The sequence below is a fragment of the Pseudomonas sp. NFACC16-2 genome (assembly GCF_900119205.1).
GTDB classification, from domain to species: domain Bacteria; phylum Pseudomonadota; class Gammaproteobacteria; order Pseudomonadales; family Pseudomonadaceae; genus Aquipseudomonas; species Aquipseudomonas fluorescens_Q.
This window is the reverse complement of record NZ_FPIX01000010.1, coordinates 18,655-32,893: the sequence shown is the minus strand read 5'-3', so window position 1 is coordinate 32,893 and position 14,239 is coordinate 18,655. Positions and strand designations below refer to the sequence as shown.

The following is a 14,239-nucleotide window of genomic DNA, read 5'->3' as shown; positions in this document are numbered from 1 at the left end:
CTGGTGTCAGCGGCGGATACGGGCCTGGAGGAACGACAGCACGTCGGCGACCGGCAGCGCTTGCGGCTCGGCTTCGGTGCGGCTCTTGTATTCCAGGTTGCCTTCGGCCAGGCCACGGTCACTGACGACGATCCGATGCGGGATGCCGATCAGTTCCATGTCCGCGAACTTGATGCCGGGGCTGGTTTTCTTGTCGCGGTCGTCCAGCAGCACTTCAAAGCCGGCGGCCGTCAGTTCGGCGTAGAGCTTGTCGGTGGCTTCACGCACCAGGTCGGTTTCATAGCGCAGCGGCACCAGGGCAATCTGGAAAGGCGCCAGCGTGTCGCTCCAGATGATGCCTTTCTCGTCGTTGTTCTGCTCGATGGCGGCAGCTACCACGCGGGAAACACCGATGCCGTAGCAACCCATTTCCAGGGTGACCGGCTTGCCGTTCTCGCCCAGTACTTCGCACTTCATCGCCTTGCTGTACTTGTTGCCCAGCTGGAAGATGTGCCCGACTTCGATGCCGCGCTTGATTTCCAGGGTACCCTTGCCGTCCGGGCTCGGGTCGCCGGCCACGACGTTGCGCAGGTCCGCGACGGTTGGAACCGGCAGGTCGCGTTCCCAGTTCACGCCGAAGTAGTGCTTGTCGTCGAGGTTGGCGCCGATGGCGAAGTCGCTCATCAACTCCACCGAGCGGTCGATGATGATCGGCAGTGGCAGGTTCAACGGGCCGAGGGAGCCGGCACCGGCGCCGATGGCGTCGCGCAGTTCGGCTTCGGTGGCCATGACCAGCGGGCTGGCGACGCCTGGCTGGTTGGCGGCCTTGATTTCATTGAGCTCGTGGTCGCCACGGACGATCAGGGCTATCAGCTTGCCTTCCTCTTCGGCCCGCACGATCAGGGTCTTGATGGTGCGTTCGATTGGCAGGTTGTAGCCTTCCACCAACTGGGCAATGGTCTTGGCGTTCGGCGTGTCCACCAGGCGCAACTCTTCGGTCGGCGCGGCGCGGGAGGTTTCCCGTGGCACGGCTTCGGCTTTCTCGATGTTGGCGGCGTAGTCGGAGCCGTTGCTGAAGACGATGTCGTCTTCGCCGGACTCGGCCAGTACGTGGAACTCGTGGGAGCCGGCACCGCCGATGGAGCCGTTGTCGGCTTCAACCGGACGGAATTTCAGGCCCAGGCGGGTGAACACGTTGCAATATGCCTGGTGCATGCGGTCGTAGGTGACTTGCAGCGAGGCCAGGTCGGTGTGGAACGAGTAGGCGTCCTTCATGATGAATTCGCGACCGCGCATCAGGCCGAAGCGTGGACGGATTTCGTCACGGAATTTGGTCTGGATCTGATACAGGTTGATCGGCAGCTGCTTGTAGCTGCTCAACTCGTTGCGCATCAGGTCGGTGATCACTTCTTCGTGAGTCGGGCCTGCACAGAAGTCGCGACCGTGACGGTCTTTGATGCGCAGCAGCTCAGGGCCGTATTCTTCCCAGCGCCCCGATTCCTGCCACAGCTCGGCCGGTTGGGTGCCCGGCATCAACACTTCCAGGGAGCCGGCAGCGTCCATCTCTTCGCGAACGATGGCTTCAACCTTGCGCATGACCCGCAGGCCCATCGGCAGCCAGGTGTACAGGCCCGAGGCGAGTTTGCGGATCATACCGGCACGCAGCATCAACTGATGGCTGATCACGACGGCGTCGGAAGGTGTTTCTTTCTGTGTGGCGAGCAAATATTGACTGGTGCGCATGGTTGGCCGTTGTCGGTTGCTGATGACGAGAAGTGACGGGGCATTGTACGGGCGAGATGCCCTGGCGTACAGGCGCGTGGCCGGTCACCCGATGCGAACGCCGGTTTCCCCGGCGTTTTCTGACGTTTCCTACGACTCTTCCGCAGGCCGGGTGGGCGTCGGTTCGGCGGTGGGCGTCGAGCCCTGGCGACGGTTCTCCTGGAACCAGTGCAAGGCGATCAGCAGCAAGGTCGGAACGCCCAGCAACGCGGTGATCAGGAAGAAATTGTGATAGCCGAACTTCTCCACCATCACCCCTGAGTAACCACCGATCAGGCGCGGCAGCAACAGCATGATCGAGCTGAGCAGGGCGTATTGGGTGGCGGAGAATTTCAGGTTGGTCAGGCTCGACAGGTAGGCGACGAACGCCGAGGTGGCCAGGCCGGAGCTGAAGTTGTCCAGGGAGATGGTGACAATCAGCATCTTCAGGTTGGCGCCCATGTCGGTCAGCATCAGGAAGAGGATGTTGGTGCCGGCCGAGGCGACACCGCCGATGAACAGGATGGGCAGGATGCCGAAACGTACGATCAGCAGGCCACCCATGCCGGCGCCGACGAGTGTCATGATCAGCCCGAAAATCTTGCTGACGCTGGCGATCTGGTCCTTGGTGAACCCTTGGTCGATGTAGAACACGTTGGCCATGACGCCCATGACCGTGTCGGACATCCGATAAGTCGCGATCAGCCCGAGCAGCAGCAGGGCCTGCCAGCGATAACGCAGGATGAAATCGTTGATCGGCGTCAGCACCGGCGCCAGTCCGCGCCGGCCCATGGTGGACAGGCACAGGGCGGTCAGGATGGTATAGAGGATGGCCCGCAGGAACGCGCGGTCTTCGAGCAGCAAGTCAAGCAGGCTGACGCCCTCGAACAGCACGCTGGCGAAGTCGGTGTTGTAGAGCTGGGTGAACATCGCCGGGACAGACACCAGCAGCACGATCAGCACGAACACCGACGCCAGTTGATGGGCGAACGAATAGCGTCCGGCCTGCAGTTGGGTGCGCAGAGGTACCGGCGGTTCGCGCATGAACAGCGAGGTAAGCAACGCCGGGACCATCAATACGCCGAACAGCAGGTAAGTGCCGGCCCAGGCCGAGTGTTTGTAGCTGAAGCCAGTGGAGCCAAACCCTTCGGCGAAAAACAGCGCGCCAGCGGTGGCCAGCAGTGCCGCGACGCGGTAGCCGGACATGTAGCTGGCGGCGAGGGCGGCCTGGCGGGTGTCGTCGGCGATCTCCAAGCGATAGGCATCGACGGCAATGTCCTGCGTCGCAGAGGCGAAGGCCACGATGACGGCAATGGCGATCAACCATGACAGGTGTTTCTGTGGGTCGCAGAATCCCATGCCGATCAGGCCGAGGATGACCAGGCCTTGGGAGAGCACCAGCCATGAACGCCGACGCCCGAGTTTACCCAGCAGCGGCAGGCGCCATTGGTCGAGCAGCGGCGACCAGACCCATTTAAAGGCATACGCCAGGCCGATCAGGCTCGCGTAGCCGATGGTTTCGCGGGCCACACCGGCTTCGCGCAACCAGACCGAAAGTGTGGAAAACACTAGCATGTACGGCAAGCCGGCGGCGAAGCCAAGCAGCAACAGCACGAGCGTCGAGGGACTGGCATAGGCGGCGAGGGCGGCGCGCCAGGTTTTACGGGGCATGGGCTGGAGTCTGCCTCAAAAATTGCGAAAACAAAGCGCGCACTCTAACCGCTGTGCTCTACCGGGCGCCAGCCATGGCGCTGAATATCAACACGATTGTTCAGGACACTGATCCCTTCCATGCGCAGGCGTGCGCGCTGTTCGTCCCCTGAGGCGCTGCCCGCCGGTAGGCTGATCCGACCGCCGGCACCCAATACCCGATGCCAGGGCAGCTTCGTGTCGTTCGGCAACTGGCTGAGGGTCCGCCCGACCCAGCGCGCCGCGCGGCCCAGGCCGGCCATTTCGGCGAGTTGGCCGTAGGTGACCACCTTGCCGGCCGGCACTTGTGCCAGGGTCAGGTAGAGGGTGGTGCGGCGGATTTGCGTGGCGTTCTCGGTGTCCGCTGGGATCTCATTCACGTAAAGGGTTCCTGAAGGGGTGTCCGTCCGTAGATTAATTCCTACAAGGCTGATTGAGAAATGAACTCATCATCGATACGCGGGTCAGTCGTTGCTGAGGTGTCATCCTGGGGGATAATGCCGCCTTCTCACCGAAAACTTGAGCCCATTATCGCTTATGTTGTCTAGAACCCTGCTTTGCCTGGCTGTTGCCAGCGCCTCCATGCCCTTGCTTGCCGACACCGTCTGGTTGAAGAATGGGGACAAACTCAGTGGCAAGATTACCGTTTTTGATGGCGGCAAGTTGCTGATCCAGACCGATTACGCCGGCGCGATTCCTGTCGACTGGAAACAGGTCAAGACTCTGGAGAGTGATCAGCAACTCTTGGTCAAGCAGGATGCTTATACCGGCGAGAAAGCCAAGGCGCTGCATGCGGCCGAGGATGGCAAGGTCACTTTGGCCAACGGTGATGCGCCCAAGACCGTTGATCTGGCCAGTATCCAGCAGATCCTCAAGCCCAAGCCGGTGGTCGAGGACCTGGTGTGGAAAGGCAACATCGATGCCGCGCTGGATTACCAGCGTGCGGAAAACGATACCGACGATTACGACGTCGACTTCAAGACCTCGGCTCGCCACGGCAGATGGCGGCATACCGCCGAGGGTGAATACAACCGTGAGTTCCAGGACGATGTGGTTTCCGCCGATAACTGGCGCCTGGAATATTCCCTCGACCGGTTCCTGACGGACAAATGGTTCTGGCAAGGCCGCCTGAACTACAAGCGTGACAAAGTCGAAGACCTGGCGCGCCAGCGCGTGGTGGGTACCGGTCCGGGTTATCAGTTCTGGGATGACGAGCTGGGCGCATTCTCGCTGGGTTCGCTGTTGAACCGCACCGACTATGAATACCGCGACGGCGGTAAGGACAACTTCTATTCCGTCGCCATGAAGTGGGACTACAACCGCTACCTGATTGGCAAGCGCGTCGAGTTCTTCACCAACGGCGAAGTGGGCAAGCCACTGTCCGACGTGGCGGATTATGCCTACGACGCTGAAGTGGGGTTGCGCTATAAGGTCACCGATTGGGCGTCGCTCAACCTCAAGGCCGAGAAAGATGTCATCGAGGGCACTGAAGACAGTGACTTGAGCAAGACTCGGTACACCGCTGGGTTTGGCGTGACCTGGTAATTCGGGCTCACCCACACACACCTGTGGGAGCGAGCAAGCTCGCTCCCACAGTTTTTTGTGCCCTGGGAAAAACACCCAGGCACAAAAAAGCCCCGCTTTTGAGGGCGGGGCCTTTTACTAAAGCAAGGACAAGTTAGATAACTTGAACTTCTTCAGCTTGCATGCCTTTCTGACCGCGGGTAGCGATGAAAGAAACCTGTTGGCCTTCTTTCAGGCTTTTGAAGCCGTCGGATTGGATAGCTTTGAAGTGAACGAACAGGTCGTCACCGGATTGTGGAGTGATGAAGCCGAAGCCTTTTTCATCGTTGAACCACTTAACGGTACCGGTTTGGCGATTAGACATGGTGTAACTCCTTGGACAAAGATAACTGCGACTCAGGAAGAACCCTGGCCGAGACTGAGTGCAAAGAGCAGGAAAAATTCTTGTAGATGGTTGGATCGAAATTCAACATATCGTGTAGAGATTCTCAGTGACACAAGCAGCACAGTGGCGCCACCTTAACCCTTTTTCCAGAATGTGCCAATGGTCTTTGCGAAGGTTTCTCTTATTTGGTGACTGACGGCGCGGGCGATGGCCGGCAGGACCCGGAAATCAAGGTGGATCGGCGAGATTTGCGTGCCGCGCTTTGAACTCGGACCCGTGCCCCAGTAAGATGCCGGACGTATTTTTTCCACCTCGCTAATTCAGGAAACCGCCATGAGCATCAAATCGGACAAGTGGATTCGCCGCATGGCGCAAGAGCACGGCATGATCGAGCCCTTCGTCGAACGCCAGATGCGTGGCGAAGGCGCCGATCGGCTGATTTCCTTCGGTGTCTCCAGCTACGGCTACGACGTGCGCTGCGCCGACGAATTCAAGGTGTTCACCAATATCAACTCGGCCACCGTCGACCCGAAGAACTTCGACGAGAAGAGCTTCGTCGACGTTAAAAGCGACGTTTGCATCATCCCGCCGAACTCCTTCGCCCTGGCCCGTACCGTCGAGTACTTCCGCATTCCGCGCAACGTGCTGACCATCTGCCTGGGCAAGAGCACCTACGCCCGTTGCGGCATCATCGTCAACGTCACGCCGCTGGAACCCGAGTGGGAAGGCCACGTGACCCTGGAGTTCTCCAACACCACGACCTTGCCGGCGAAAATCTACGCCAACGAAGGTGTGGCGCAGATGCTGTTCCTGGAATCCGATGAAGAGTGCGAAGTGTCCTACAAGGATCGTGGCGGCAAATACCAGGGCCAGCGCGGTGTGACACTGCCGCGTACCTGAATCTGACGAACTGTTGGAATTCCTGGGCGGGCAGGCACTCTATTGCGTGTACTGCCCGTTTTTGTGCGTCAGCGCAGCGGGCCTTCGCTCAGGAGTTGCTCTATGAAGATCGATCCGCGAATCAGTGCCGAACTGGCAAGGCTTGAGCCCAATCAGATCGGCGTCATGGCCTGGTCATTGCTGGCCCATCCTGTCGAAGCGGCGGGCGGCATCCCTGGCCAGCCTGATCCCGACACCCCCAACGAACAACCCACCGAACCCGGCGAGCCTACGCTGCCGGATGAGCCGCCTCCTGCGCCTGTTGCCTGATGAGACGATGGCCCGCCTGCGATAGCACAGAGTGCTTCAGCTGACGGGCCATATTTCGTTATCGCCGATGACAAAAATCCTGCAATCGCTGCCCCGCTCGACCCGGTAACCGCCCGTGAACGCACCGAAGGCCGGCAGCAGGCTGATCTCGCTGCCCAGCCGAAAGCAGGCCAGGCGAAGGCGTTGCCGGCCCTTGCCGCTCAGGGGGTAGACCGGGTGCACGTGACCGGCCAGCACATGGCGGCTGGGATGTGGGGCAGGCTCGTGTTGCACGGCGAAAGGGCCCAGCAGCAACGGCTCCGGTACGACGCGAATGTTCAGCGCTGGCGGTGGGTCACCGGCGCGTTTGTCGTGGTTGCCACGAATCAGCGTCATGGCCAGGTGCGGATGTCGCACACGCCAATCGGAAAGTGCCTTCAAGGTGCCGGGCGCATGAGAGCCGGGACCGTGGAGAAAATCCCCGAGAAAAATCAACTGTCGGCACGGCAGGCTGGCCAGCAACGCATCCAGTGCGGCGATGTTGCTGGCGGTGGTGCCGTGGGGCACCGGTTGCCCGAGGCTGCGATAGGCGGCGGCCTTGCCGAAATGAACATCGGCCACCATCAGAATTTCCTGGGCAGGCCAGTACACGGCTTTTTCCGGGAGCAACCAGAGTTCTTCGCCGGCCAGGCTGACGGGATAAGGCGCTGGCATCAGGCGTCACCGCGATCGGCAGTCTTTTCCAGCTCGCTGACCATCCGCCGGATGCGATCGGCGAGCTTTTCCGAGCTCATGCTTTCCCGGAACCGTTCCACCAGCAACGGAAACCCGAGCGGGGTGGGGCGCTTGATCACGTGCAGGTCCAGCTTCAAGGTACTGAGGCGTAGCAAGGTATGCTCCAGTCGACGAATATCCAATTCTTCGCGCAAGACTTCCTCCCCGGCCTGGGCCAGCAAGAGATTGTCGGCGTCGTATTGCTTGAACACCTGGAAGAACAACCCGCTGGACGCTTGGACTTGCCGGGTGCTTTTCGGCGCGCCGGGATAGCCGGCAAAGACCAGTCCGGCGATCCGGGCGATTTCGCGAAAGCGCCTGAGGGCCAATTCCCCGGCGTTCAGGCTCGCAAGTACGTCGGTCAGCAGATGATCGACGCTCAGCAGGCCCGGGGTCAGGTATTGCGACCAATCCACTGCCGTGGCGCTAAGCAGTTCCAGGCCGTAGTCGTTGACCGCAATGGAAAACGTCAGCGGCTGTTGCTGGCTGACACGCCAGGCCAGCAGGCTGGCCAGGCCCAGATGAACCTGGCGTCCGGCAAACGGGTAGAGAAACAGGTGCCAGCCCTCCCGGGACTTGAGGGCTTCGGCCAGCAATGTGCTCTGCGTGGGCAAACCGGACCAGCGTTGTTGAGTCAAGAGCAGCGGCTGCACGGCGTGCATCTCCGGGCCCTCGAAGCGGCCCGAGGCGGCTTCGCTCAAACGGGCCACGACGGCGGCGGCCAGTTCGCTGGAGAGCGGCATGCGCCCGCCGTTCCAGCGCGGCACAGCGGCCTTCTTGGCCTGGCTGCGGCGCACGTAGGCGGTCATGTCCTCGACCCGGACCAATTCCAGCAAGCGCCCGGCGAACAGGAAACCGTCACCGGGGCGCAGGCGGGCGATGAAGCCTTCCTCTACGCTGCCCAGGGTCTTGCCGCCCCCGTCTTTGCCCCAGAACTTCAATTGCAGGCTGGCATCGCTGACGATGGTGCCGATGCTCATGCGGTGACGCCGGGCCAGGCGTGCGTCAGGTACTCGCCAGATCCCGTGTTCGTCCGGTTCGACGCGTCGGTAATCCGGGTAGGCGGTCAATGACAGGCCGCCATGGCGCACAAACGCCAGGGCCCAGGCCCATTCGGCCGGGTTGAGGTCGCGGTAGGCCCACGCACCTCGCACTTCCTCGAACAATTCGTCGGGAACGAAGCCACCACCCAGGGCCATGCTCACCAAGTGCTGCACCAGGACATCCAGCGGCTTGCGGGGCGATTCGCGCGGTTCGATGCGCCGTTGGGCCACGGCGTCCTGCGCGGCGGCGGCCTCGATCAATTCCAGGCTGTGGGTCGGCACCAGCGTCACCCGCGAGGTCCGGCCCGGTGCGTGGCCGGAGCGCCCGGCCCGTTGCATCAGCCGGGCTACGCCCTTGGCCGAGCCAATCTGCAGCACCCGTTCCACTGGCAGGAAGTCCACCCCCAGGTCCAGGCTGGACGTGCAGACCACCGCTTTGAGCTGGCCGTCCTTCAATGCCTGTTCTACCCAATCCCGGGTGTCACGCGACAGTGAGCTATGGTGCAGGGCGATCAACCCGGCCCAATCGGGCCGCGTCTCAAGCAGCGCCTGATACCAGATTTCCGACTGTGCCCGGGTGTTGGTGAAGACCAGGCAGCTGCTGCTGGCGTCGATTTCGGCCACGACCCGGGGCAGCATCTTCAGGCCGATGTGCCCGGCCCACGGGAAACGTTCGAGGGGCGGGGGTAGCAGTGTGTCGACCCGCAGCGCCTTGCTATCGGCTCCCTGCACGCTGATTCCGTTGCCTTGCGGGATCAATACCTGTCCGGCGTGGGCCTGGTTGCCCAGGGTCGCGGACACGCCCCAGACGATGAGTTCGGGATGCCAGTACCGCAAGCGCGCCAGGGCCAGTTGCAATTGCACGCCACGTTTGTTGCCGAGCAACTCGTGCCATTCATCCACCACGACCATGCGCAGGGTCGAGATGGCGGTATGCGCATCGGCCCGGGCGAGGATCAGGGTCAGGCTTTCGGGGGTGGTGATCAGCGCGGTGGGCAGGCGCCGGCCCTGGCGGGCGCGTTCGTTGGCGCTGGTATCGCCGGTGCGCAGGCCGACGCTCCAGGGCAGGTGCAGGTCTGCCAGGGGCGCTTCGAGGGCTTTGCCGGTGTCGACCGCCAATGCGCGCATCGGCGTGATCCACAGGACGGTCAGCGGTTCGGCCGGCGGTTTGCGTTTGCGCGGTTTATCTGGCACTGGGGCAGGACGGGCGAAACGGTTCAGGGCCGCGAACCAGACGGCGTAGGTCTTGCCAGCGCCAGTGTTGGCATGCAGCAACCCGGATTGCCCTCGCTTGACGGCGCTCCAGACCTGCTTCTGAAAGGCGAACGGCTTCCAGCCGCGGGCATCGAACCACTGTTTCGCGAAATTGTTGGATGTCGCCATGCCTGCCGCGTGCGCCCTGAAAGTCCTTCTTCAGTGACCACGGTGGGAGGTGAAAGGTTTTAAAAACCCTGTGGCGAGGGGATTTATCCCCGCTGGGCTGCGAAGCAGCCCCAAAAAGCTCAAGAATAATTTGCCAGACGCACCGAGGCGATCAACTGAGGGGCTGCTTCAGCCCAACGGGGATAAATCCCCTCGCCACAGATAAATCCCCTCGCCACAAGAGCAGTATCTGGCCCATCAATTCAGGTGTGCCGAGCTTTATTTCAGGTTGCCACTGAGAAACTGCTTGAGCCGTTCACTGGTGGGATTGCCCAGCACGTCTTCCGGCGCGCCTTCTTCTTCCACCAGGCCCTGGTGCAGGAACAGCACCTGGTTCGAGACCTTGCGGGCGAAACTCATTTCGTGGGTCACCATGATCATGGTCCGGCCCTCTTCGGCCAGGCCCTGGATCACCTTCAGCACTTCGCCCACCAGCTCCGGGTCCAGGGCCGACGTGGGTTCGTCGAACAGCATCACCTCCGGCTCCATCGCCAGGGCGCGGGCGATGGCCACGCGCTGTTGCTGGCCGCCGGAGAGGAATGCCGGGTATTGCTCGGCGACCCGTGCCGGCAGGCCGACCTTGTCGAGATAACGACGAGCGCGGTCGTCGGCTTCCTGCTTGCTGACCCCCAGCACCCGGCGCGGCGCCATGGTGATGTTTTCCAGCACGGTCATGTGGCTCCACAGGTTGAAGTGTTGGAACACCATGGCCAGGCGCGTGCGGATACGTTGCAGTTCGTCGGCGTCGGCCACGTGCATGCCGTGGCGATCCTTGATCATCTGGATCGGCTGGCCGTCCAGGCTCATGGCGCCGTCGTTGGGTTGTTCCAGGAAGTTGATGCAGCGCAAAAAGGTACTTTTGCCTGAGCCGCTGGCGCCAATGAGGCTGATGACGTCGCCGGTCTTGGCCTTGAGCGAAACGCCCTTGAGCACTTCATGTTCGCCATAGCTTTTATGCAGGCCTTCGATGGTCAGTTTGTACATGGAGCATGCATCCTCAAGGCGAAAGTAGGTAGCCGCTGCGATAGGCTTCGGTGCCGGCGACATGGGCGATCACCATGCCGGCCGTGGCCATGCGGCGCAGCGAACGGGCGTACAGCAGCCCGGCGTTACGGCAATGAACGGGGGTGACGGTGTCGTTGACCGGGTCGATGACTTCCGCGATCAACTGCCCCGCCTCCAGGTATTCGCCGGGCAGGGCGCTGTAGACCAGCAAACCGCCCACGGGCGTGGCCACCGGCTCGACCGCGGCCAGCGGCGTGGCCGGGTAGGGCAGCTCGGGCATGGGCATCGGTTCGCCGTCGATGGCGCCGAAACGGATCAGGTATTCGATCAAGGCCTGGCAGTCCAGGCTCGCCAGCCCGTGGTTGACGTCACCCTGGCCACGCAGCTCCACGGTGACCGAAAAACTGCCCAGGGGAATCTCGAAGCGTTCGCCAAAGCGCTCCTTGAGTTGCCACCAGAGCAGGGTGAAGCATTCATCGAACGACTGGCCGCCCGAATCGGTCGCCAGCAGGCAGGCTTCGGCGCCGATGTAGCGGGCCAGCGGTTCGACCTGTGGCCAGGCTTCGGGTGTGGTGTAGAGGTGGGCCACGGCTTCGAAGTCGCAATGCAGGTCCAGCACCATGTCGGCGTCGCAGGCCAGCCGTTGCAGGGCCAGGCGCAGGGATTGCAATTGCGTGCCTGGGGTCTGCCGGGCGAGGGCGTCGCGCAGGCTGGTGCGGATCAGCATCAGGTTGTGCTGCGGATCGTCGGTGAGCAGGTCCTGGATTTCGTTGCCGATCTCTTCGCTCAGGTCAACGAAGCGGCGGTTGAAGTTCTGCCCGCTCTCGGTTTCGTAGCGGCCCAGGGGCACGTCCATCAGCACTTGTTCGAGGCCGATGGGGTTGGCGACGGGCACCAGCACGATCTCGTGGCGCAGGTGGCCCGACGCTTCGAGTTCGGCCAGGCGCTGCTTGAGGTGCCAGGCGACCAGCATGCCCGGTAGTTCATCGGCGTGCAGGGACGACTGGATATGGATTTTGCCGACGGCTTTTTCCGGGCCGAAGTGGAAGCTGTGGATCTTGCGTGCGGTCCCCGGTACCGGGGCCAGCAGGTCATGGATCTGGTGGCGCATTTGCGTGTGTGTCCTGGAACGGAAGCCCTAGTGAGTCGGCCCGAGAAAGGCCAGCCAGCGGCGTTCGGCGAGGCGGAAGAGGCCCACCAGTGCAAAGGTGACGGTCAGGTAGATCAACGCGGCGATCCCGAACGACTGGAACGTCAGGAACGTCGCCGAGTTGGCGTCCCGGGCCACTTTCAGCACGTCTGGAACGGTAGCGGTGAACGCCACGGTCGTCGAGTGCAGCATCAAGATGACTTCGTTGCTGTAATACGGCAGCGAGCGGCGCAGCGCCGACGGCATGATCACGTAGGTGTACAGCTTCCAACCGGTCAGGCCGTAGGCCTTGGCCGCCTCGACTTCGCCATGGTTCATGCTGCGAATCGCCCCGGCGAAAATTTCCGTGGTGTAGGCGCAGGTGTTCAAGGCGAAGGCCAGGATCGTGCAGTTCATCGCGTCGCGAAAGAAACTGTCGAGCATGGGCTGGGCGCGCACCGCCGCGATGCTGTAGATGCCGGTGTAGCAGATCAGCAGTTGGATATAGAGCGGCGTGCCGCGGAACAGGTAGGTGTAGAACTGCACCGGCCAGCGGACGTAGAACCTGGGTGAAACCCGGGCGATGGACAGCGGGATCGACACCAGGAAACCGATCAGCAGCGAGGCGCTGAGCAGCCACAGGGTCATGGCCAGGCCCGTGACGTTGACACCATCGCTGTAAAGGAATGGCCGCCAGTATTCTTGCAGAAGTTCGATCATCGCACCGCCTCCCGGGCTCCGGCGGCGTAGCGGCGTTCAAGCCAGCGCAGGATGAAGTTGGACGCGCTGGTGATCAGCAGATAGATCAGTGCTGCCAGTACCAGGAAGTAAAACAGCTGGTAGGTGCTCTTGCCTGCATCCTGGGCCGCCTTGACCAGGTCGGCCAGGCCGATGATCGACACCAGCGCGGTGGCCTTGAGCATCACCATCCAGTTGTTGCCGATACCCGGCAGGGCAAAGCGCATCATTTGTGGAAACACCACGAAGCGAAAGCGCTGGCCACGCTTGAGGCCATACGCGGTGGCGGCTTCGACCTGGCCTCGGGGGACCGCGAGGATCGCGCCGCGAAAGGTTTCGGTGAAGTACGCGCCATAGATGAAGCCCAGGGTGATCACCCCGGCGCCGAATGGGTCGATCTCGATGTATTCCCATTCCATGAAGTCGGTAAGCGAGGTCAGCCAGGTTTGCAGGCTATAGAAGATCAGCAGCATCAGCACCAGGTCCGGCACGCCGCGGATCAGCGTGGTGTAGAGCTGGGCAGGGATTCGCAGCAGTTTGACGCTGGACAGCTTGGCACTGGCGCCCAGCAGGCCGAGCAAGACGCTCAACAACAGGGACAGGGCCGATAGCTTGATGGTCATCCAGGTGCCTTGCATCAGCAGCGGGCCAAAGCCCTGCAGGCTGAAGGCGGAGAGCCCCAGATTTTGTAGGAGTTGTTCGAACATGGAAGAAAGCCTTTGGCAGGAGAAAAGCGCCCATCCGAGACCGGATGGGCGCAGCGCATTATTTGCCGCTGTACAGATTCAGATCGCCAAAGTGTTTTTTCTGGATCTCGGCGTATTTGCCGTCGTCGTGTAACGCTTTGATACCTTTATCCAAAAGTGCCTTCAGCTCACTGTTACCTTTCTTGATACCGATCGCGGTCTTGGAGGGCAGCAATTCGCTGTCCACCGGCTTGCTGATTTCATAACCTTCGCCTTTTGGCGATTTCAGGAAGCCTAGCTCGGCCTGGAGCATGTCCTGGATCGCTGCATCGAGGCGGCCGGAGGTCAGGTCGGAATAAACCTGGTCCTGGTTCTGGTAGGCCTGGGTCTTGACCCCGGCCTTGTCCAACACGGCCTTGGCGTAGGCTTCCTGGATGGTGCCTTGCTCGTAGCCGACGGTCTTGCCTTTGAGCGAGGCAACGTCTTCGCTCAGGCCCGAGCCTTTCTTGAAGACATAGGCCGTTGGGCCGGAGAACAGCTCGCTGGAGAAGTCGATGGCTTTTTCGCGGGCCGGGGTAACGGTCATGGAGGAGATCACGCCGTCGAATTTGTTGGCCTTGAGGCCCGGGATCATGCCGTCGAAATCGCTTTCGACCCATTTGCATTTGACTTTCAGCTCTGCGCAGATCGCATTGCCCAGATCGATGTCGAAACCGACCAGGCTGCCGTCGGCGGCTTTGGACTCAAACGGGGCGTAGGAAGGGTCGACACCAAAACGCAGTTCCTTGTATTCCTTGGCCGTGGCGACGCCAGCAGCCATGCACAACGCCAGTGCAGAAAGGGTCAGCAGTGCTTTTTTCATTATTCAATCCCTAAAACCAATATGAGCGCTTGTGGCGCGTAAGTATTGTTACCG

14 protein-coding genes are annotated in these 14,239 nt (G+C 61.6%); 3 read left to right on the top strand and 11 right to left on the bottom strand.

Going from position 1 to position 14,239, the window contains the following annotated elements; translation table 11 throughout:
- Window positions 1-6: 6 nt before the first annotated feature.
- The 3 genes from BT116_RS10990 to BT116_RS10980 all read right to left on the bottom strand — a co-directional run bounded on the left by BT116_RS10990 (window position 7) and on the right by BT116_RS10980 (window position 3,809).
- Window positions 7-1,722 carry a proline--tRNA ligase gene (locus tag BT116_RS10990; protein WP_072343265.1) on the bottom strand — a complete coding sequence of 572 codons (1,716 nt, stop codon included), beginning with the start codon at window positions 1,720-1,722 and terminating at the stop codon, window positions 7-9.
- Window positions 1,723-1,851: 129 nt separating this feature from the next.
- Window positions 1,852-3,411, bottom strand: coding sequence for an AmpG family muropeptide MFS transporter (locus BT116_RS10985; protein ID WP_072343262.1), 1,560 nt, complete (start codon window positions 3,409-3,411; stop codon window positions 1,852-1,854).
- 44 nt (window positions 3,412-3,455) lie between these two features.
- A complete protein-coding gene (locus tag BT116_RS10980; protein ID WP_072343259.1) occupies window positions 3,456-3,809 on the bottom strand; it encodes an MGMT family protein in 354 nt (117 codons plus the stop codon).
- A 157-nt stretch (window positions 3,810-3,966) separates the two neighbouring features.
- Between BT116_RS10980 and BT116_RS10975 the strand changes: the two genes are divergently transcribed.
- A complete protein-coding gene (locus BT116_RS10975; RefSeq protein ID WP_072343256.1) occupies window positions 3,967-4,974 on the top strand; it encodes a DUF481 domain-containing protein in 1,008 nt (335 codons plus the stop codon).
- Between the two features lie 133 nt (window positions 4,975-5,107).
- Here BT116_RS10975 and BT116_RS10970 read toward each other — a convergent pair whose 3' ends face one another.
- Entirely contained in the window at window positions 5,108-5,317 is a 210-nt protein-coding gene (locus tag BT116_RS10970; RefSeq protein WP_002554837.1) for a cold-shock protein, read from the bottom strand.
- A gap of 354 nt (window positions 5,318-5,671) precedes the next feature.
- Here BT116_RS10970 and dcd point away from each other — a divergent pair, with 354 nt between their 5' ends.
- Both dcd and BT116_RS10960 read left to right on the top strand, forming a co-directional pair.
- Complete coding sequence (dcd, locus tag BT116_RS10965; RefSeq protein WP_003184751.1) at window positions 5,672-6,238, top strand: dCTP deaminase; 567 nt, start codon at window positions 5,672-5,674, stop codon at window positions 6,236-6,238.
- Window positions 6,239-6,340: 102 nt separating this feature from the next.
- Entirely contained in the window at window positions 6,341-6,547 is a 207-nt protein-coding gene (locus BT116_RS10960) for a hypothetical protein (protein WP_003184748.1), read from the top strand.
- 36 nt (window positions 6,548-6,583) lie between these two features.
- Here BT116_RS10960 and pdeM read toward each other — a convergent pair whose 3' ends face one another.
- From pdeM to BT116_RS10925, 7 genes are all read right to left on the bottom strand, one after another.
- Window positions 6,584-7,240 (bottom strand): ligase-associated DNA damage response endonuclease PdeM, encoded by a 657-nt coding sequence (pdeM, locus tag BT116_RS10955; protein WP_072343253.1) that lies wholly within the window; start codon window positions 7,238-7,240, stop codon window positions 6,584-6,586.
- Complete coding sequence (locus BT116_RS10950) at window positions 7,240-9,726, bottom strand: ligase-associated DNA damage response DEXH box helicase (RefSeq protein WP_072343250.1); 2,487 nt, start codon at window positions 9,724-9,726, stop codon at window positions 7,240-7,242. The genes pdeM and BT116_RS10950 overlap by 1 nt, the downstream gene beginning before the upstream one ends.
- A 258-nt stretch (window positions 9,727-9,984) precedes the next feature.
- Complete coding sequence (locus tag BT116_RS10945) at window positions 9,985-10,749, bottom strand: ABC transporter ATP-binding protein (protein ID WP_053118987.1); 765 nt, start codon at window positions 10,747-10,749, stop codon at window positions 9,985-9,987.
- Window positions 10,750-10,762: 13 nt separating this feature from the next.
- On the bottom strand, window positions 10,763-11,881 hold the full coding sequence (locus tag BT116_RS10940; protein WP_072343248.1) for a succinylglutamate desuccinylase/aspartoacylase family protein: 1,119 nt from the start codon (window positions 11,879-11,881) through the stop codon (window positions 10,763-10,765).
- Window positions 11,882-11,908: 27 nt separating this feature from the next.
- On the bottom strand, window positions 11,909-12,619 hold the full coding sequence (locus BT116_RS10935; protein WP_072343246.1) for an ABC transporter permease: 711 nt from the start codon (window positions 12,617-12,619) through the stop codon (window positions 11,909-11,911).
- Window positions 12,616-13,344 carry an ABC transporter permease gene (locus BT116_RS10930; protein WP_003198406.1) on the bottom strand — a complete coding sequence of 243 codons (729 nt, stop codon included), beginning with the start codon at window positions 13,342-13,344 and terminating at the stop codon, window positions 12,616-12,618. The genes BT116_RS10935 and BT116_RS10930 overlap by 4 nt, the downstream gene beginning before the upstream one ends.
- A gap of 58 nt (window positions 13,345-13,402) precedes the next feature.
- Window positions 13,403-14,185 carry a transporter substrate-binding domain-containing protein gene (locus BT116_RS10925; protein ID WP_072343244.1) on the bottom strand — a complete coding sequence of 261 codons (783 nt, stop codon included), beginning with the start codon at window positions 14,183-14,185 and terminating at the stop codon, window positions 13,403-13,405.
- Between the last annotated feature and the right edge of the window lie 54 nt (window positions 14,186-14,239).